Source organism: Campylobacter iguaniorum, from assembly GCF_000736415.1.
Taxonomy (GTDB): Bacteria; Campylobacterota; Campylobacteria; order Campylobacterales; family Campylobacteraceae; genus Campylobacter; species Campylobacter iguaniorum.
This window is the reverse complement of sequence record NZ_CP009043.1, coordinates 806,105-824,900: the sequence shown is the minus strand read 5'-3', so window position 1 is coordinate 824,900 and position 18,796 is coordinate 806,105. Positions and strand designations below refer to the sequence as shown.

The window sequence follows — 18,796 nt, the reverse complement described above, 5'->3', positions numbered from 1 at the left end:
AACCTTATTTTATAATATAACTAATCACTTTATGAGCGTCATTTAACGCCACAACGATACTTCCACCAGTCCTACTAGCGATATCTCCACCGACAAAAAGCCCTAGAGTTTTTGTTTGAAGATTTTCATCTAAGATAGGTTGAGAGTCGCTATTCATCTCTATACCGCATTTTTGTAAGAAATCAACAGGAGTTGAGCCACCAATTGCATATATAATTCTATCATATATTTGGCTTGATCCGTCGTTGAAATTGACTTTTACAAGGCCGTTTTCATTGTCTAAGCCAACTACATCTAAGCCAAGTTTTAGTTTTAGTTTGCCAGCGTTTGCGTATTCAAAAACGCTAGTTTCGTTAATCTCATTTAATCTTGTGAATTTTTCTTTTCTATAGCATAGCGTTACTTTGTTGCATTTACTAAGTTCCACAGCGTACTCAGCAGCAGAGTTTCCACCACCCACGACCAAAATCTCTTCGCCACAGTTACAGCCATTTAGGTTGAAATTTACCACTTGATTTAGTGAAGGCGGGATTTTGTACTCTGGCTTGTTTGGTTTGCCCATTTTGCCGATACCTATCATCACATATTTTGTTTTGAAGCTACCTTTTGCAGTATGCACGTCAAAAATCTCGCCAGTCTTTTTGATCCCCTCAACTTCGCAGTTGAAAAGTGCATCTATCTTACCATCATCAAGAAGCTTATCAAAGTAGTTTAGCGTGCTTTCTTTTGTCCCATCAAAAAACTCAACGCTACCTTTTGTATCGCTATCAAGCCCTTTATAGACCTTATCAACCCTCTTGCCGTCTTTGTAAAATTTACGAATAGTTTGAGAGTGATTATCACCTTTTTCTAGTAAAAGGACGTTTTGGAAGCCTTTTCGTTTGGCCTCAACAACAGTGGCGATACCAAAAGGTCCTCCACCAATCACGATTGCATCATATATATTTTCCATATTTTCTCCATTATTATATTTGTTTTAAAGCATTTTAATCTTAAAATATATCAAAATTTCCCTTAAAAATAGGTTCTAAAATGGAAAAATTATTAAATGATCTGAAAAAGTCATCAAAATATTTGCAAAAAATCGGGCAAAAAAATAGAGTAAATTTGATACTAGAAATCTCAAATCAAATCAAAAAAAATATAAAAAACATCATTGAAGCAAATTTAATTGATCTACAAAATGCAAAATCTTTAAGCCAAGCTATGCAAAACAGGCTTAAATTTGATGAAAATACTATAAATTTGCTCTGCAAATCACTAGAAGATATAGCAAATTTAAAAGAAGTCATCGGCGTGATAAATGATGGCTGGGAAGCAAAAAGCGGGATAAAAATACAAAAAATCTCAATTCCTATCGGCAATATTTGTGCGATCTATGAAAGCCGCCCAAATGTCACAGCTGAAGTCGCAGCATTATGTATCAAAAGCGCAAATGGTTGCGTTTTAAAAGGCGGAAAAGAGGCTAGAAACACAAATTCAGCAATAATGCAAAGCATAAATCAAGCTTACGAAACTCTAAATTTGCCAAAAAGCGTTTTGTTTTTAGACATAGATAGAAGTGAAGTAGAAAAACTCATCAAAATGGATGAATATCTTGATTTAATCGTCCCAAGAGGTGGCGAAAATCTAGTCAAATTTGTATCCCAAAACGCCACTGTGCCAGTGTTAAAGCATGATAAAGGCGTCTGTCACATATACGTGGATAAATCTGCTGATTTATCTAAAGCCATAAATATTTGCGTAAATGCCAAATGCTCTCGCCCTTCAGCTTGCAACGCCGCTGAGACCGTGCTAATTCATCAAAGCATTGTAAATGAGTTTTTGCCACTTTTAAAGGCTGGTTTGGATAAATTTGATGTGGAGATTTTTGGGTGTCAAAAAGTAGCAAATATCTTGCCTTGCACCCTTGCAAATGAAGCTAGCTGGGATAGGGAATATCTTGATTTCAAGCTAAATTTAAAAATAGTTGAAAACTTAGAAGAGGCAATGGAGCATATCAATTTACACAGTTCAGGGCATTCTGAAGCAATAATCAGCGAAGATTACAGCTCTTGCGAGCAGTTTTTGAGCCTTGTCGATAGTGCTTGCGTTTATGCCAATGCTTCAACACGTTTTAGCGATGGTGGGGAGTTTGGCTTTGGGGCTGAAGTAGGAATCAGCACAAACAAGCTTCACGCAAGAGGACCTGTGGGACTAAAAGAGCTTACCACTTATAAATACATAATCCGTGGAAATGGCGAAATAAGATAAATCTTCATATCTGAAAAAAACATCAAATTTGGATACTTAATTTAAGTATCCAAATTTATCTTTTACTAATAGTTATACTTCACTTTTAGCATACCATTTATATTTTGATACTCTTTATCTCTATTACTTATCTTTTGCTTACCATTTATATTAAATCCTAGACTAAGCCTATCATTTACATACAAATTCACGCCTAAACTAAGAGCCAAATACATATCTTTTTTGTCATCTGGATCTATGCTAAACCTACTTCCACCAAAATGGCTTACAAACTCACTTCCGTCATTTATAATCTCTTGTTGAATACGTGGAGCGAAGTATAAACTCAACTTATTTAGCTCCTGAGTAAATCCAACTCCAGCACTTGCCAAAAGAGTCTTTTGTCTAAAGTCTGAGAAATACTGATAAAATCTTTCATCTCCTATCATAGTATCTAGCTCGTGATCATCAGCCTTAGAATATAGATAGTTTACATCAAAAAATGGAGCTACGCTAAAGCCGTCTTTAGTATAGGCGTTGTAGATATAGTTTGCATTTGTATTTATATATTCACTATCAAATTTACCTTTTAAACTAAACTCCAAAAAGTCGTAGTTTTTTACATCTGTCTTTGATACCATACGCAACACCAAAGCCAAAGCTATGATAGCCAAAGCTTTTTTGCAAATTTACCCCTAGTTCATAAGAGTTTGCCTCGCTTTTGATGTACTGGTTTTTCGAGTTTGTCTTTGCTAATCCTACATATGTATCAAGGACTATGTTATTATCAAATATATGATTGTATCCTATGGCAGTTCCGTACATGTTAAACGTGCTATCATCAAACTTGCTCCTTGAAGTAAAAGGCGATATTAGCAAATTTGATAAATCTAGCTGTTTGTTGTATTCATTTAATACCCTACCCACAATCATATCGTTATTTGAAGCAAACTCAAGCCCTTCAAGAGCTTTGAGTAAATATAGGATTTTTGATTTTTCTTTTTGCGAAACTCGAAAAGTATTGAAGTTTATCTGTTTTGGCTATACCATCACACGTACCTGTAAAATGACTGGATATCCCACTACTACACGTCCAATTTCTTCAATTCTTTTTGGATTATCTACCAATTTTAGAGCTGCTTTTGTGTCAGCAGAAAGATGAGTGGTGGCGCTGTATATATCTGTTATTAGATTAGTTGGCAGTGAAGCACTGGTGTTTGGGGCAACATCTACATAATGGACAAACCATGTTTCAAATCTGTCTTTTAGGTCTACTGGTAAGCTGTTTTGTCGTAAAAAGTCATCGCCAAATAACAAAGATATTAATTGTATCAGCTTTTCATTTTTGCTTTGTAAAATTTGATCGCTATAATTTCCTAGTAATGTTTTAATACGGCTTTCAAAAAATACTGAGGGATATTTTTTAATATTTGAATAAATAAAATTACTAATTGATTCTATTAAAAGTTCATATTCAGCTCCCTCCATGATATCTTCTAAAGTCTTTAAAATATCAATAGAACTCAATGAAGTATGACTAACTCTTTCATCTGGATTTTGAATAATCTTTAATATATCCTCAAACCTAAGCCCTAGAAGTTCTAAAATCATTTTGGTCTTATCCGTATCTGATTTTATCTCATTCACAGTCTGTGCGTCCGCACTAATAGTCAAAAACGGTGCCCCCCCCCATAAGTAGCAAAACACATGCTAGCGCCGATATTTTAGTTCCTTGCATATAACCTCCTCATAATAAAGTAATATATTTATAACACAACTTAAGTAAAATGTATATAAATTTAAATATTTTATGTATTTTTTTATTTTTTATAAAGTTTTTACTTTAAGATTTTAGCAATATATTATTTACATAAATTTAATTCTCTTAGACCATAACCATATCAAATTTATATATAAATTGCTATAATATTGAGTTTTAAACATATTAAAAAAGGGGAAATATGAAAAATTCTATTTTAAAAATCGGCATTGCAGTCTCTATCACTTGTGCTTTTGCAATGGGTGAAGGTGCTTTTATCGGCGTTGAGAGCGATTATTCTTTTGAATCAAATCTAAAAACAAAAGATGAAATAAACTCAGCTAATTTTAAAGATAATCAAATAGGAATCGGTCTAAAAGCTGGTTATGATTTTGATATTTATAGAGTTTACGGCTCTTATATTTATGATTTGCAAACTAAGGATTCTATCATTGATGAAGACGGAGACCCTCTTGCTCTAAAGTGGAATACTCATAAATTTATAATCGGCGCTGAGTATACTCCAGTCGTTGCAAATGATCTTAAACTAGCAATTGGCGGATATACTGGTATGTCTATCTTAAAAATGAAAGTTAATGCAATAGATGAAAATGAAAAAGACGATATAAAAGGCTGGATTATAGGAGCTAAACTAGGTGGAATATATGCTATCGACGAAAGCAACGAAGTTGAGTTTGGCTTAAAAGCAGACAGAACAGACTATGGCAAATCAGATAAATCTGAGATGAAAGACGCCAAAGAGACAAATTATGGTTTTTATCTAGGATATAACTACAAATTTTAATCATTTAACCGGATCATATAATCCGGTTAATAAGCTCTAATCTATCTTTTCTTAACTAAATCAGCTATTAAAAACGCCAGTTCAAGTGCCTGATCTGCGTTTAGTCTTGGGTCGCACTGAGTTTCATAGCGACTAGCAAGCCCATCTTCAGTCACCTTAAACACACCACCGGTGCATTCTGTGACGTCTTGTCCTGTCATCTCAAGATGCACGCCACCAGCTATTGTGCCACAAGCTTTGTGAATATCAAAAAAGCTCTTGACCTCGCTCATCACAGCATTAAACTCACGAGTTTTAAATCCACTACTTGCTTTTACAGTGTTTCCATGCATCGGATCAATACTCCAAAGTATATTTAAGCCCTCTTTTTTCACACCGTTTAAGATAGCTGGAAGCCTATCTTCTATCTTGTTTGCACCCATTCTGATGATGATATTTAGGCGACCTGCTTCGTTGTTTGGATTTAGTTTGTTTGCCATAGCGATTATATCTTCAGCCTTAGCATCTGGTCCCATTTTGCAGCCAATTGGGTTTTTAACCCCACTTAGGAAATGCACATGAGCGTCATCAAGCCCACGTGTTCTCTCACCTATCCAAAGCATATGAGCAGAGCAGTCATACCAGTCACCACTAAGACTATCCACACGGGTCAAAGCCTCTTCATAAGGAAGCAAAAGTGCCTCATGTGATGTGTAGAGCTTGGTTTCGCTTAGAGTTGGAGTGTTTGCAGTAGTCACGCCACACGCCTCCATGAAATTTAGCGTTTGAGTTAGTTGCTCGGCAAGTTTTTCAAATTTATCCCCTATATCAGCACGTTTAATAAAGCCAAGATTCCAGCGATGAACCTCGTGCAAATCAGCCAAACCACCACGAGAAAACGCTCTAAGTAAGTTTAATGTAGAAGCACTTTGGTAATAAGCTTCTATCATTCTTTTTGGATCTGGCACGCGCGCAGCCTCGTTAAACTCAAAGCCGTTGATGATATCGCCACGGTAGCTTGGGAGTTTTACGCCGTTAATCTCTTCAAAATCACTACTTCTAGGCTTGGCAAACTGACCTGCGACGCGTCCGACCTTGACTACAGGACATCCACCAGCAAAAGTAAGAACTATCGCCATTTGAAGCATTACTTTAAACATATCCCTAATGCCATTTGCACTAAAATTCTCAAAGCTCTCAGCACAATCCCCGCCTTGAAGCAAAAAGCTTTTACCTAAAGTTACGTCTTTTAGCTCTTCTTTTAGATTTCTTACTTCACCAGCAAAAACAAGCGGCGGCAAACTTTTTAATTTTTCTTCACTATTTTTTAACGCATTTTTATCAGGATATGTTGGTTGTTGCAATATATTATAATCTCTCCAACTATCCCTGCTCCAAGCTTTCATCATAATATCCTTAAATTTTGTATAATTGTATAAAATGTTAGATTGTATCTAAATTCATCTTAAGTTTTTTTTATTTAGTAAATTTTATAGATATTTTTATATAAATTTAATCTAAAACTTCAATATTAAAATTAAATTTATACAAAGAGTAATATAATCTCGCTTTATAAATTTACTTGGATGATTAAAATGATTTTTGCACCTATGTTTTCTATATTTATCTTATTAGCCTCTGGATATTTGGCTAAAAAGACAAAGGTTTTGGCTCAAAACCAATCTATAATTTTTGTTGATTTTGTGCTTTGTTTCGCACTTCCTGCGATGATTTTTGATAGAATTTATCATGTCGAAATTGATATAAATTTGATAAATGTTATCCTAACTGGTATTTGCTCATCGCTTATAGCTATGGGAATTGCTGTTGGAGTTGGCATACTTCTTAAATTTAAAAAGCCAACTTTAGTAAGTCTTGCACTTCTTAGTATGTTTGGTAATACGCTGTTTGTGGGTATCCCTGTCGTGCAAGGATTTTTCGGTGATGAGGCGATAAATGAGGTTATATTTTACGATCAGCTTGCTACTGGCATACCTATCTCCATGCTTGGACCTCTCATCTTGTCTTTAGCAGCTCCAGCTAAAGTTTCACTAGTGCAAAACACAATAAAAGTGCTTAAATTTCCACCATTTGTGGCTCTGATTTTGGGGCTTATTTGTAGAAACTTTGAACTTCCAGGCATCATTTTTCCACCGCTTAAAATGTTTGCTAGTAGCGTCGTGCCAGTGGCTTTGTTTGCTGTGGGAATCGGACTTGGATTTAATAGCGTCAAATCGGCTTGGAAAAGCACAAGCGTGGTTTTAGTAGCAAAAATGGTTCTTGCACCAGCGATTTTTATAGGAATTGCCTTTGTATTTGGTGTAAGCTTAGACGATAAATGGCTGATTGGCTTAGTTGAATGCGCGATGCCGCCTATGGTTTTAGCAAGCGCAATGATACTTAAAGCAAATTTAGACACAAACCTAGCCATATCAAGCGTAGCTCTTGGCATAGTTGCGACGTTTATAACTATACCTTCGATACTTCTTATACTAAACTAATTTATTTAAAGCTATCTACTAGATTTCCAACTAGTAGATTCCACCCATCTACTAGCACAAAAATCAGCAGCTTAAACGGCAATGATATCATAACTGGCGGAAGCATCATCATACCCATTGCCATTAGCACTGAGCTTACGACCATATCGATAACCAAAAATGGCAAATATATCAAAAACCCTATCTCAAAAGCAGTCTTTAACTCACTGATAATAAAAGCTGGAGCCGCTATGGTTAAAGGAATATCATCTATGGTTTTTGGATTTGGTAGCTGACGTATACGGTAAAATAGCGCCAGATCCTTTTCTCTAGTGTTTCGCACCATAAACTCTTTAAACGGCTTAGCGCCCTTTTCAAAAGCCTCTTGATAGCTGATTTGCTCTGCGAGATATGGCTTCACGCCCTCTTCATAAGACTTCTTAGCCACTGGTTCCATGATAAAAAATGTAAGTATCAAAGCAAGTGAGATGAGTATGTTTGTAGGTGGCATTTGCTGTGTTCCCATCGCCTGCCTTAAAAATGAAAAAACAATAATAAGCCTTAAAAAGCTAGTCATCACAAATATAAGCGATGGAGCAAGAGCAAGGAGAGTTAGGACGATTAAAACATTTAGGCTAGTGACTAGCTGAGCTGGCGTATCTGGGGCACTTAGGCTTAAATTTATGGTAGGGACAGTTACGGTATCAGCTGCAAAAATGCTAGCAAATCCAAATAATAATAAAAATAAAAATCTCAAATTTAGCCTTGATTTAAAATGCTTGATTTTAGCGAAATTTATCTGTTTTTTATCTGAAATTTTGTTTATCTTGGCTACAATATTGCCACTAAATTTAAAGAGAAAAAGATGAATGATATAACTATAATCGTGCTAGCCGCAGGCAATGGCACAAGAATGAAATCAAGCAAATCAAAGGTCTTGCACACCATTTGTGGCGAGCCTATGATAAGCCATATACTCAAAAAATCCTACGAGATAACAAGCGACGTCAGAGCCGTGCTGTTTTATCAGTTTGATGAGGTAAAAAGTGCTATTTTATCACAGTTTCCAGATGTCAAAATCTACAAACAAGATAGCATAAACAAGCCAGGCACCGCAGGAGCAGTAGAAGCTGCCATAAGTGAGCTAAGCTCACAAAAAACGCTCATAATCTGTGGCGATATGCCTTTAATTGAAGCTAGCGAGCTAAAAGCATTATGCCAAAGTGATGCAGACGTAAGCATATCAGCATTTGAAGCAATTAATCCTTTTGGATATGGAAGAGTCATCACAAATGGTGGAAACGTCACCAAAATAGTCGAGCAAAAAGATGCAAATGATGAAGAAAAAAGTGTAAACTTATGCAACGCTGGAGCTTATTGTTTTGATAGCAAACTACTAAAATCACTAATTCCACTTATCAAAAACGATAATGCAAGCAAGGAGTTTTATCTCACAGACGCCATAGAACTAGCCATAAAAAACGGCTACAAAGTCAAACATACTCTTGTAAATGAAGAAAATTTCATGGGTATCAATGATAAATTTGCCCTAAGCAAGGCTGAAGAGATAATGCAAGGTAACATCAAAGAAAATTTGATGAAAAACGGCGTCATAATGCACCTACCAAGCACTATTTTCATAGATAGCAGAGCTGCAATAGAAGGCGAATGTATCATCGAGCCAAATGTCATGATAATGGGCAACTGCCATATCAAAAACTCACACATAAAAAGTGGCTCAGTCATCGAAGATAGCATCATCATTGATAGCGACATCGGTCCTATGGCTCATCTAAGACCAAAATCAAACATAACCCAAACCCACATCGGCAACTTTGTCGAGCTAAAAAATGCCAAACTAGATACGGTAAAAGCCGGACACCTAAGCTATCTTGGAGACTGTGAGATAGGAAACGGTACAAATGTCGGCTGCGGCACTATCACGTGCAACTATGACGGTGTCAAAAAGCACAAAACAATAATCGGCAAAAACGTCTTCATAGGCAGTGACTCTCAGCTTGTAGCTCCTGTAAATATCGCTGATGACACGCTCATAGCAGCTGGCACGACAGTCACCAATGACTCACAAAAAGGCGATCTAATCCTAGCTAGAAGCAAACAAGTAAATAAAGCTGGATATTTTTACCATTTCTTTGGAAAAAGTGATGAAAAATAAAAAAATTTTATTGGCTGTTTGTGGGAGTGTGAGCTTTTACAAAGCCTATGAAATCATAAGCTTACTTAAAAGTGAGGGTGCAGATGTCAGAGTAATGCTAAGCGATGGGGCTTTAAGATTTGCAAATCTTATAAGCTTTGAAGCGCTAGTACAAAACAGAGTTTTATCGAGCATTAGTGAAGACTGGCAAAGTGGATTAAACCACATAAATTATAGCAAAAACGACCTAATTATCATCGCTCCAGCTAGTGCAAACACAATAAACAAAATAGCTCATGGAGTCGCTGATAATGTGTTTTTGCAGACTATTTTAGCCTCCACTTGCCCAAAACTCATAGCCCCAGCAGCCAACAATAATATGCTAGAAAATTTCACCACTAAAAATAGCTTAGAAATTTTAAGCAAAAACGGCTATGATATTTGCGAACCAGTTTCAAAAATACTTGCTTGTGGTGACCTTGGCAAAGGCGCCTTAGCAGATCCACAAATCATCGTAGAAATGGCAAAAAGAACGCTAAATCAAGATAACTTTTATAAAGGTAAAAAAGTGGTCGTGACTGGCGGCGCCACGACAGAAAAAATAGACGACGTGCGTGGCATAACCAACTTTTCAAGCGGTAAAATGGCAAAGGCATTAGCCGACGCATTTTACTACGCTGGAGCTGAGCTGACTTTTATAAGCTCAAATGAGTTTAGCGCGCCCTATCCTATCATCAAATTTAGCAGCTCTGAAGAGTTGCTAAATGCCATAAACTCGCAAAATTTAAGCCAAAATGACCTGCTTGTCATGTGTGCAGCAGTCAGCGACTACAAACCAAAAACTAAATTTAACGGCAAAATGAAAAAAAGCCAAAATGAGCTAAATTTGGAGCTAGTTTTAAACACAGATATCTTAAAAAGTCTAAATTTAAACTGTAAAAAAATCGGCTTCAAAATGGAAATGGATAGAGCCTTGGCAAAACAAAACGCCATAAATATGCTAAACTCCAAAAACCTAAATGCAGTTTGCCTAAACGTGCTTGATGAGAAAATCAAATTTGGTAGCGACCAAACAAAAATAGATTTTATCACACCAAATGGCGAGTTTGACACTGGATTTGACACCAAGCCAAACATCGCACAAAAAATCACTGAGCTTGCCAAACAAATATGATAAGCCAAATTTCCAAACTAAACAAACTAGAAGCAAGCAACAAAACTCCAGCTATCATAAACGCAAGTCTTCCAGTTATCATCAAAGTTATGGAAAAAACTGGCTTCAAGAGATATAATCTTAAATTTGGCAATACATTTTTATCAACAAGATCCGAGCTTGAGCTTGAAGTGGGAAGTGAGTATTTCACAAATATCAGCTCACAAAGTGGCGGCGTGATAAAGATAAATAAGCTCATAAAAAGGGATTTTGTAGGCGAATATCTACCAAACGGCGTGGATTTATTAGAAAAAATACTCACAAGCAAAGAGCTTGATTGGCTGCTTCCTTTTATCAAACAAAGCCTTGCAAACGCCACAAGCGAAGTGGAGTTTAAAACGTATTTTAGAATGCTTTTAGCTCTAAACGAAGGCGTTATCAGCGTACCTTTTGTCTACGCAAACAAAAGTGCTTTAGCCCAGATTAAATTAGGCGATAAGCTTGGATTTTTTTTAGTTTTTGATAGATTTGCACCGTTTATTGCTTACATCAGAGGTGGTGAGTTTGTTAAGTTTATCACGCCTTATAAAAGCTTTGCAAATGCCTTGCAAGAGGCTTTTGAATGTGAATGCGAAGTGGGCGAAGTGGCTCCATTTTGGGTTAAAAAGAAAAATTTTTTAGATTTTAAAGGTTAAGATTGAATAAGTTAAATCATCTAGCAATCATCATGGACGGAAACGGAAGATGGGCTAAAAGCAAGGGCCTGATACGCACAAACGGGCACAAAGTAGGAGCAAACGTGGTCGAAGATATCACGTCGTATTGCTGCCAAAAAGGCATCGCAAACTTAACTCTATATGCTTTTAGCACCGAAAACTGGAAACGCCCAAAAAGCGAAGTTGATTTTCTTATGAATTTGCTTGAAAAATTCTTAATTGAGAAGCGAGAAAACTTCGTCAAAAACGGTATCAAATTTCACACTATAGGCGATTTGGAGCCATTTAATAACTCACTAAAAAACGAAATATCAAATTTAAAAAACCTAACTGCAAATTGCGATAAGCTAAACTTAATCCTAGCCATAAATTATGGCGCTAGAGATGAGATAACTAGAGCTGTAAATAACGCTTTGCAAAGCGGCGAAAACATCAGCGAAAAGAGCATTTCAAGCCACCTTGACACAAGCGAATTTGGTGACGTAGATCTACTCATTCGCACAGGTGGCGAACAAAGACTTAGCAACTTTTTGCTCTGGCAAGCAAGCTATGCCGAGCTATATTTTACGCCGACGCTTTGGCCTGAATTTACTAGCAAAGAGCTTGATGAGATCATCTCATCATACCAAAAAACTCATAGAAAATTTGGTGGTCTTTAATGGAAATTTACTATGCTTTATTTTTTATTTTTGGGCTTTGTATCGGTTCGTTTTGCAATGTTTTGATATACAGAATGCCTCTTGGCAAGAGTATAAATTTCCCAGCTAGCCACTGTCCTAGCTGCAAACATAAGCTCAAATTTTATCACAATATCCCGCTCATTTCTTGGATGTTTTTGCGTGGCAAATGCGCGTTTTGTAAGCAAAATATATCTTTTATCTATCCTAGTGTTGAGCTTGTATCGGCTCTGCTTGGCATGGCTGGACTTTTTGTAGCTGGAGATTTGATTAGTGGCGCTGTACTTGGGCTTTGCTTCATAATGCTTTTTACTCTTAGTGTGATTGATTTTAAGCACCACGCAGTTCCTGAGAGTTTGCTTTTGGTAGTTTATTTTTTAGCTATTTTTAGCCAAATTGACGGTGAGATTAGACTTGATGAGATAAGTTTATTTCACTCTAGCCTTGTAGTTTCTTTCATATTTGCTGGAGCAATAACAATAGTAAAAAGCATAACAAGTGCTTGGATAAATAGGCACAATAAAGGCGAAATCCTAGAAGCTATGGGCGACGCTGATACCATAATCATAGCTAGCATTGGAGCGATTTTGGGTATCAAACTTGGCATTTTTGCTGTGTTTTTGGCTGGAATTTTACAGATTATTTTGCATATTATTTTACGTATAATTTCACGTAAAAATCACGAAGCGCCCTTTATACCAGCACTTAGCCTATCGCTTTTAATCGTTTTATTATTTCAAAACCAAGCCTTAGAGCTTTTTGAGCTTTACTTTAAATTTATAGGATTAAAATAAAAATGAATAGAGTAAATAAGTATTTTTTTAGCAGTTTTTTGACTACATTCGCATCACTTTTTGCGACACTATTTCTGATAATGTCTATCGTATTTTTTATACAGATTGCAAGGATTACTAGCTATATAGAAATTAGTTTTGGCGAACTAATCAAGCTATATGTTTTTATGCTGCCTCAGATTTTGCTTTTTACCATACCTATCTCATTTTTTGTCTCTGTGGCGATGAGTTTTTTTCGCCTATCTAAAGAAAACGAAAGCACAGTCATATTCACTTTAGGTCAAAATCCAAAAAAGATAGCCAACTTCTTTCTAAGCGTATCTTTCATCCTATCAGCGATAATGCTTATCAACTCACTAGTCGTCATGCCAATAGCCGAACACCTAAACGACCGCTTCATCGAATACAAAAAAACAAAACTAAGCCTAAATATCAAACCAAGCGAATTCGGACAAAAGTTTGGCGACTGGATGGTTTTCATAGAAGCTCAAAACGACAACAACCAAACCGCAAAATACGAAAATATCGTAATGTATAATATCTCAGATGAAGGCGAGAAGCTCATCACATCGCTAAGTGCTGATATAGTAAACAACAATTCAAATTTAGAGCTACTTCTTGGCAGCGGCAAAATGTATACCATAAATCCAAAGCTGTGGCACATAAGCAACTACGATAGCATGACTATAAGGACGCTTATGCAAGGCGGCAAGGACGATGAATACTCGTTCAAAGACTACTGGGCTCAGTCGCTAAAGAGTGACAAAAGAGCCAAAGACCTTAGCATTTACGTGCTTGTAGCACTCTTCCCACTTGCTAGTGTGCTGTTTGCTATGAGCTTTGGGATCGTCACATACAGATACGAAAAAGGCATTATTTACTTTGGTATTTTTGGCGTTTTGTTTGTGTATTTTGCTTTGATTATGGTATTTGCTAAGCAGCCATTTTACGCTATTCCAGCTATTTTTGCCCTGACTTTCATAGGCTCACTTATAGCCTTTAAGAAAAAGGTCTTAAACAAATACTAATGAAAATCGCCCTTACCTACTCATATGATGGCTCCAAATTTAGCGGCTCACAGACCCAGCCACACCAAAACGCTGTAGAAGACTGCTTAAACCACGCCTTAAACCACGTCGGAATCTTCACGCCAGTCATCTCTAGCTCACGCACAGACAAAGGCGTCCATGCCATAGCTCAAGTCTCTTGCGTGGAGTGTGGCGAGTTTTGGCAAGGTAGATTAGATCATCTTAGATCACAAATCAACAAACACTCAGCCCCATACATAAGAGTAAAATCCATGCAAGTGGTGAGCGAAAACTTCCACCCACGCTACGACGCCACAGCTAGAAGCTACCGCTACATCATCAGCCACGATGAGCCAAGCGTATTTTTGAGCGATTATTTGTATTTTGCTGATGAGTTAAATTTGCATAGGCTAAATTTAGCCCTAAAGTGCTTCGCTGGAGTGCATGATTTTAAGCCATTTTATAAAGTCGGCAGCGACGATAAATCGACTATTAGAGAGATTTATCACGCCTTTGCTTATCAGATTTACCGCGCTAAATCAGGCAAACTTAGCACCAAATTTGAGCCAAATCAAACCCGCCCAAAGCCAAATTTCACAGTGATAAATTTCAAGGCAAATGGCTTTTTAAGAGCACAAGTCCGTCTCATGGTCGCAAACTCTATTGAGGCTAGCAAAAGTGATGAAAATCTAGCCAAATTTATATCAAATTTCCAAGCCAACAAGCCACTTACTAGGATTCCAGCCCCACCAAACGGACTGTATCTGAAGCGAGTTTTTTATTAAATTTTTCCTACTAAAGTGTAAATTTATCAAATCCACCAATTCTTACTAAATTTCTACCCAAATTTAAATCTTAACTTATAAATTTAATGTATAATGCTTGATAATACAATTTCATAATTAGGAAAAACAATGTCAAATCAAATAAGCAGGCTTACCCCCCCCACATTTACTTCTAGCCACTAGCTTAGCAGTCAGCTCAGCCTTAGGTGGAGAGATACTCACTTTTGACCCAAACACTCCTAGCGATATAAAAGATCTGCCCATTCCTGTAAATATTTTTGAATACTCTTTAGCGCCAAATTCTACAAATAACAATATCGTAACTGTAAAAAGCATTAACGGTTATGTAGACAATGTTTTTGGTGGATTTCATAAAGATTTAGATGTATATCAAAACACAGTCAATATATCTAATGTTGATATGCATCAAATTCATGGTGGGCTTAGCTATTCAGGTTCAGCTACTTCAAACACAGTAAATATATCAGGTGAAAGAAAGAGAATTGGAACGGTATATGGTGGGGCTGGCTATTTAGGCTCAGCCACCAACAACACTGTAAACATCTCTGGTAAAGTATGGATGGCAGATAAAGTATATGGTGGATATAGTGATAAAGGTAGTGCTATTAATAATACTATCAATATCTCTGGTAATCCGGATTTAACTCATGCCACTTTGCAAGGTGGATATAGTAATAAAGGTGGTATTGCGATATTTGAAAATGCCACTAAAGGAAACACTCTAAACATTAAAACCAAAAATATAGAAATTGCGGAAATAAAAAACTTCGAGTTTGTGAATTTTTACTTACCAAATGATATAAAAGCAAATGATACAATTATTACTATTAGTGCTGGAGCAACCACCGATCTATCTAAGTCAAAAATCGGAATAAATGTAATGGATGGCAACACTCTAGCTATAAAAACCGGAGATAAGATAACCCTTTTAGATCGCCATAGCGATATTACGCAAGCTCCATTAAATATCAATGATAAATTTACAGCTATGCAAGGTATTTCAAATATTTATGAATTTGAGCTTTCTACTACTGATGACGATGATAATCCTACTAATGGAGTAAAAAGTATAGTCGCCACCACCACAAAAGCTGGTGCCAATGAAAAACAAAAAGCCATATTAGAAGGCGGAATAAGCTCATCTCTAGTCACAACTGCAAGTAACTCTATGATAGAAAGTAGTTTAAGCTCTTTAAATGGAGTAAATCTAAATAGTGCTGGTGAGGGAAGTATGGCAAGTAGTAGTGCAAGTAGTGTTAGGAATAATACTGGTAGTCATGTAGATGTAAGGGGAATAAGCTTATTGGCTAGTATATTAAAACAAATCAATGATAGCTTTACATATGGAGCTTTCTTTGAAGCTGGATATGGTAACTATGATAGCTATAATAGCTTTAGCACTGGCAATGTAAAAGGAAGTGGAGATAACTCATACTTCGGGTTTGGTCTTATGAGTAAGACTAATCTAGTAAATAACTATTATGTTGATAATAGTATTAGAGTTGGACAAGTTAAGAGTGATTTTGAAAGTAGTGACTTTGGAGATAATACAAATCATAGCTTTGATTCTAAAAGAGCTTATTATGGATTATCTCTTGGAGTAGGCAGGGTATTTGATATAAATGATATTTCAAATTTAGATATTTATACAAAACTCTTTTATACTAGAACGAACTCTGATAATATTACTATGAGCTCAGGAGATAAATATAAATTTGATAGTATTAATTCATTTATAGCTAAGCTTGGAGCTAGATATAATTATGAGATTAAAGATAATACTACACTTTATACTGGATTAGCTATTGAGAGAGAATTTGATAGTAAGGCTAAAGGATATAATCTAAGCTATAACTATGATATAGAATCTCCAAGTATGAAAGGTAATACTGGTATAGGTGAAGCTGGTATCAAACTAAAACCACTTACAAGCTCTGATAAACTTACTCTTGATCTAGGGATAAAAGGATTAACTGGTAAGAAAGAAGGTGTGAGTGGTAATGTAGGGATTGAGTGGAGGTTGTAATAGAATTTATCATTGCTTCGCAATATTTGCAATGACAAACTCAACTGTCATTGCAAATTTATCTTATCAAAACTCTTGAGTAAATTCATATCCACCATTTTTTAATGCAAGAGCCACTTTATCTTGATGCTCTTTGCCTTTGGTTTCAAGCGTGATAGTTATCATCGCATCGCCATAACTTAGCTTGGTTGAGAATCTGTCATAGTCGATTTTGACGATGTTTGCTCCTGCGCTTCTAAGTGCGTCAGTTAGTCCCATCAAAGCTCCTGGCTTGTCTATCAATGTCACGTTTATAATCATCTTTCTAAAGCTCTTTATAAGACCCTTTTCGATGATGACATTTAGCATTTGCACATCGATATTGCCACCACTTAGTATAGCTCCTATCTTTGCGCCTTTTGGGAAGTCAAATTTATGCTCCAAAAGTGCAGCCACTGGAGTAGCACCAGCCCCTTCGACGACTATTTTTTGTTGTTCTAGCAAATAAAGTATAGCGTTTGCGATCTCTTCATCATCGACTTGCACCATATCATCTACGCACTCAAGTATATGAGCCAAAGTCACAGGACTAGCGTCACGCACAGCGATACCATCGGCTATCGTGCGAACTGAAGTCGAGTTGTGTTGTTTTTTTTCTTTAAAGCTATTAAACATAGCTGGAGCACCTTTTGCACTTACTCCGATGACTTTGATATCTGGATTGACCTGCTTAGCACAGCTTGCAACTCCACTTATTAGCCCACCGCCACCAACTGGCACAAGCAAATAATCAAGGTCGCTAACCTCATCAAGCATCTCTAAAGCGATAGTTCCTTGACCTGCTTGGACGAACTCATCATCAAAAGGATGAACGAAAGTCGCACCATGCTCTTTTGCGTATTTTAGGGCAAATTCATAAGCCTCATCAAAGTTATTTCCGCTCAAAATCACCTCAGCGCCAAGAGCTTTTGTGCCTGCCACTTTAAGTAAAGGCGCGGCTTCTGGCATGATAATAGTCGCTTTTACGCCAAAATGTCTAGCGCTTATGGCTACGCCTTGAGCGTGATTGCCCGCACTCGCTGCTACGACACCACATTTTTTGGCTTCTTCATCGAGGTTTGCTATTTTGTTAAACGCACCACGCACCTTATACGCACCAGTGATTTGGAGATTTTCTTTTTTGAGATAGACCTCAGTATCAGTAATCTTGCTCAGTCTTGGGGCAAGTGCGAATGGGGTTTTGCATATAAAACCATCTACTGTTCTTTTTGCTTGGATTATCCTATTTAAATTTACCATTATTTTCCTTTTTGTGTTCGACCATTATACATGCATTTTGGACAAAATTTATTCCATTTTTTGCAGCTTTTTCTTTAGCATCGTCATTTATGATGCCTAGCTGAAGCCAGAAATTTATTGCTCCCACGCTTATAACTTCATCTATAAGAGTAGTTGCAAACTCGCCCTTGCGAAACATCACAACCGTATCGATTGGCTCATTTACATCACTTAGGCTCTTATATATGCTTTTTCCATAGATTTGTCCGTCTTTTGGATAGATTGGATATACGTTGAAGCCTTGATCTATGAGATATTTGCCAACTTTGTTGCTATCCTTGCTCTTATCGGGGCTGAAGCCGACAACAGCTATGTTTTTCATAGAAGATAAAATCTTGTTCATAATGCAGTCTTAAAAATAAAATTGTGAAATTCTAGCTAAAAAAAGGTAAAAAATATATAAAGTTCAAAAAATAGATAATTAAATTTAAAAAGAAGTTTTGGTGAGGCTTAGCTCACCAAAGTATTATTTGATTTTTGTGATGTATTTGACGTCGATTTGGTTTTTTTCTAGCATATCGTTATCAACTTCGCCTTTGATCTCTACAGTGTCATTTGATCCTACGGTTACGCCATTCCAGACATCATCGTCGATTTCTACTACAATGCTATTTTTACCGTCGCTAAACTCGTATTTATCGTGTCTTAACTGCTTTGTTATGTTGCCTTTTAGACTTACTAAAGCATTATCTTTGGCGCTTAATGCCTCTTTTACGCTTAAATTTGAGTAGATATTATTGCCGATAAATCCACCTTTTTGTGAAGCTAAATTTACGCTTTCGCCTGTAAATCCACCGGCAAACACAGCAGTAGCAACTGCTAAAGAAGCTATAATTTTTTTCATATTATCCCCTTTTTTAAAAATTTTG

At 36.5% G+C, this 18,796-nt stretch carries 20 protein-coding genes; 11 read left to right on the top strand and 9 right to left on the bottom strand.

What is annotated here, in order from left to right:
- Positions 1–4: 4 nt before the first annotated feature.
- Entirely contained in the window at positions 5–952 is a 948-nt protein-coding gene (locus CIG1485E_RS04075) for an NAD(P)-binding domain-containing protein (protein WP_038454007.1), read from the bottom strand.
- Between the two features lie 80 nt (positions 953–1,032).
- Here CIG1485E_RS04075 and CIG1485E_RS04070 point away from each other — a divergent pair, with 80 nt between their 5' ends.
- Positions 1,033–2,253, top strand: coding sequence for a glutamate-5-semialdehyde dehydrogenase (locus tag CIG1485E_RS04070; RefSeq protein WP_038454004.1), 1,221 nt, complete (start codon positions 1,033–1,035; stop codon positions 2,251–2,253).
- A 65-nt stretch (positions 2,254–2,318) separates the two neighbouring features.
- On the opposite strand, the gene CIG1485E_RS04065 is transcribed toward CIG1485E_RS04070, so the two are convergent.
- From CIG1485E_RS04065 to CIG1485E_RS04055, 3 genes are all read right to left on the bottom strand, one after another.
- Positions 2,319–2,873, bottom strand: a complete 555-nt coding sequence (locus CIG1485E_RS04065) for an autotransporter outer membrane beta-barrel domain-containing protein (protein WP_038454001.1) — start codon at positions 2,871–2,873, stop codon at positions 2,319–2,321.
- The gene (locus CIG1485E_RS04060) at positions 2,827–3,159 is read right to left on the bottom strand and encodes a hypothetical protein (RefSeq protein WP_144242171.1); all 333 of its coding nucleotides are present in this window, start codon (positions 3,157–3,159) and stop codon (positions 2,827–2,829) included. The genes CIG1485E_RS04065 and CIG1485E_RS04060 overlap by 47 nt, the downstream gene beginning before the upstream one ends.
- 114 nt (positions 3,160–3,273) lie before the next feature.
- Positions 3,274–3,879 carry a hypothetical protein gene (locus tag CIG1485E_RS04055; RefSeq protein WP_144242170.1) on the bottom strand — a complete coding sequence of 202 codons (606 nt, stop codon included), beginning with the start codon at positions 3,877–3,879 and terminating at the stop codon, positions 3,274–3,276.
- Positions 3,880–4,193: 314 nt separating this feature from the next.
- On the opposite strand from CIG1485E_RS04055, the gene CIG1485E_RS04050 reads away from it, so the two are divergent.
- Complete coding sequence (locus CIG1485E_RS04050; RefSeq protein ID WP_038453995.1) at positions 4,194–4,796, top strand: membrane protein; 603 nt, start codon at positions 4,194–4,196, stop codon at positions 4,794–4,796.
- A gap of 41 nt (positions 4,797–4,837) precedes the next feature.
- Here the strand turns inward: CIG1485E_RS04050 and CIG1485E_RS04045 are convergent, their stop codons facing one another.
- Positions 4,838–6,181: a class II 3-deoxy-7-phosphoheptulonate synthase gene (locus CIG1485E_RS04045; RefSeq protein WP_038453993.1), complete on the bottom strand. Its 1,344-nt coding sequence runs from the start codon at positions 6,179–6,181 to the stop codon at positions 4,838–4,840.
- A 189-nt stretch (positions 6,182–6,370) separates the two neighbouring features.
- Here CIG1485E_RS04045 and CIG1485E_RS04040 point away from each other — a divergent pair, with 189 nt between their 5' ends.
- Positions 6,371–7,276, top strand: coding sequence for an AEC family transporter (locus tag CIG1485E_RS04040; protein WP_038453991.1), 906 nt, complete (start codon positions 6,371–6,373; stop codon positions 7,274–7,276).
- A gap of 1 nt (position 7,277) precedes the next feature.
- On the opposite strand, the gene fliP is transcribed toward CIG1485E_RS04040, so the two are convergent.
- Complete coding sequence (gene fliP, locus CIG1485E_RS04035) at positions 7,278–8,012, bottom strand: flagellar type III secretion system pore protein FliP (protein ID WP_038453989.1); 735 nt, start codon at positions 8,010–8,012, stop codon at positions 7,278–7,280.
- 108 nt (positions 8,013–8,120) lie between these two features.
- Here fliP and glmU point away from each other — a divergent pair, with 108 nt between their 5' ends.
- The 8 genes from glmU to CIG1485E_RS03990 all read left to right on the top strand — a co-directional run bounded on the left by glmU (position 8,121) and on the right by CIG1485E_RS03990 (position 16,610).
- On the top strand, positions 8,121–9,431 hold the full coding sequence (gene glmU / locus CIG1485E_RS04030) for a bifunctional UDP-N-acetylglucosamine diphosphorylase/glucosamine-1-phosphate N-acetyltransferase GlmU (RefSeq protein WP_038453988.1): 1,311 nt from the start codon (positions 8,121–8,123) through the stop codon (positions 9,429–9,431).
- Entirely contained in the window at positions 9,418–10,584 is a 1,167-nt protein-coding gene (coaBC, locus tag CIG1485E_RS04025) for a bifunctional phosphopantothenoylcysteine decarboxylase/phosphopantothenate--cysteine ligase CoaBC (protein ID WP_038453986.1), read from the top strand. The genes glmU and coaBC overlap by 14 nt, the downstream gene beginning before the upstream one ends.
- Positions 10,581–11,258 (top strand): hypothetical protein, encoded by a 678-nt coding sequence (locus CIG1485E_RS04020; RefSeq protein WP_038453983.1) that lies wholly within the window; start codon positions 10,581–10,583, stop codon positions 11,256–11,258. The genes coaBC and CIG1485E_RS04020 overlap by 4 nt, the downstream gene beginning before the upstream one ends.
- 2 nt (positions 11,259–11,260) lie before the next feature.
- Positions 11,261–11,938 (top strand): polyprenyl diphosphate synthase, encoded by a 678-nt coding sequence (uppS, locus tag CIG1485E_RS04015; protein ID WP_038453981.1) that lies wholly within the window; start codon positions 11,261–11,263, stop codon positions 11,936–11,938.
- A complete protein-coding gene (locus CIG1485E_RS04010) occupies positions 11,938–12,750 on the top strand; it encodes a prepilin peptidase (protein WP_038453979.1) in 813 nt (270 codons plus the stop codon). Before uppS ends, CIG1485E_RS04010 begins: the two co-directional genes overlap by 1 nt.
- 2 nt (positions 12,751–12,752) lie before the next feature.
- On the top strand, positions 12,753–13,778 hold the full coding sequence (locus tag CIG1485E_RS04005; RefSeq protein WP_038453976.1) for an LptF/LptG family permease: 1,026 nt from the start codon (positions 12,753–12,755) through the stop codon (positions 13,776–13,778).
- Positions 13,778–14,563, top strand: a complete 786-nt coding sequence (gene truA / locus CIG1485E_RS04000) for a tRNA pseudouridine(38-40) synthase TruA (RefSeq protein ID WP_038453974.1) — start codon at positions 13,778–13,780, stop codon at positions 14,561–14,563. Before CIG1485E_RS04005 ends, truA begins: the two co-directional genes overlap by 1 nt.
- A 421-nt stretch (positions 14,564–14,984) precedes the next feature.
- Entirely contained in the window at positions 14,985–16,610 is a 1,626-nt protein-coding gene (locus CIG1485E_RS03990; protein ID WP_038453969.1) for an autotransporter outer membrane beta-barrel domain-containing protein, read from the top strand.
- 66 nt (positions 16,611–16,676) lie between these two features.
- Here the strand turns inward: CIG1485E_RS03990 and ilvA are convergent, their stop codons facing one another.
- The 3 genes from ilvA to CIG1485E_RS03975 form a co-directional block, all read right to left on the bottom strand.
- Complete coding sequence (gene ilvA / locus CIG1485E_RS03985) at positions 16,677–17,888, bottom strand: threonine ammonia-lyase (protein ID WP_038453967.1); 1,212 nt, start codon at positions 17,886–17,888, stop codon at positions 16,677–16,679.
- Complete coding sequence (locus CIG1485E_RS03980) at positions 17,872–18,270, bottom strand: CoA-binding protein (protein WP_038453965.1); 399 nt, start codon at positions 18,268–18,270, stop codon at positions 17,872–17,874. Before CIG1485E_RS03980 ends, ilvA begins: the two co-directional genes overlap by 17 nt.
- Before the next feature lie 123 nt (positions 18,271–18,393).
- Positions 18,394–18,771: a YgiW/YdeI family stress tolerance OB fold protein gene (locus CIG1485E_RS03975; RefSeq protein WP_038453963.1), complete on the bottom strand. Its 378-nt coding sequence runs from the start codon at positions 18,769–18,771 to the stop codon at positions 18,394–18,396.
- Between the last annotated feature and the right edge of the window lie 25 nt (positions 18,772–18,796).

Coding starts and splice junctions, on each gene's coding strand:
- CIG1485E_RS04075 (WP_038454007.1), bottom strand. CDS start 952: ATGGAAAATATATATGATGCAATCGTGATTGGTGGAGGACCTTTTGGT.
- CIG1485E_RS04070 (WP_038454004.1), top strand. CDS start 1,033: ATGGAAAAATTATTAAATGATCTGAAAAAGTCATCAAAATATTTGCAA.
- CIG1485E_RS04065 (WP_038454001.1), bottom strand. CDS start 2,873: ATGGTATCAAAGACAGATGTAAAAAACTACGACTTTTTGGAGTTTAGT.
- CIG1485E_RS04050 (WP_038453995.1), top strand. CDS start 4,194: ATGAAAAATTCTATTTTAAAAATCGGCATTGCAGTCTCTATCACTTGT.
- CIG1485E_RS04045 (WP_038453993.1), bottom strand. CDS start 6,181: ATGAAAGCTTGGAGCAGGGATAGTTGGAGAGATTATAATATATTGCAA.
- CIG1485E_RS04040 (WP_038453991.1), top strand. CDS start 6,371: ATGATTTTTGCACCTATGTTTTCTATATTTATCTTATTAGCCTCTGGA.
- glmU (WP_038453988.1), top strand. CDS start 8,121: ATGAATGATATAACTATAATCGTGCTAGCCGCAGGCAATGGCACAAGA.
- CIG1485E_RS04020 (WP_038453983.1), top strand. CDS start 10,581: ATGATAAGCCAAATTTCCAAACTAAACAAACTAGAAGCAAGCAACAAA.
- CIG1485E_RS04010 (WP_038453979.1), top strand. CDS start 11,938: ATGGAAATTTACTATGCTTTATTTTTTATTTTTGGGCTTTGTATCGGT.
- CIG1485E_RS04005 (WP_038453976.1), top strand. CDS start 12,753: ATGAATAGAGTAAATAAGTATTTTTTTAGCAGTTTTTTGACTACATTC.
- truA (WP_038453974.1), top strand. CDS start 13,778: ATGAAAATCGCCCTTACCTACTCATATGATGGCTCCAAATTTAGCGGC.
- CIG1485E_RS03990 (WP_038453969.1), top strand. CDS start 14,985: ATGCATCAAATTCATGGTGGGCTTAGCTATTCAGGTTCAGCTACTTCA.
- ilvA (WP_038453967.1), bottom strand. CDS start 17,888: ATGGTAAATTTAAATAGGATAATCCAAGCAAAAAGAACAGTAGATGGT.
- CIG1485E_RS03980 (WP_038453965.1), bottom strand. CDS start 18,270: ATGAACAAGATTTTATCTTCTATGAAAAACATAGCTGTTGTCGGCTTC.
- CIG1485E_RS03975 (WP_038453963.1), bottom strand. CDS start 18,771: ATGAAAAAAATTATAGCTTCTTTAGCAGTTGCTACTGCTGTGTTTGCC.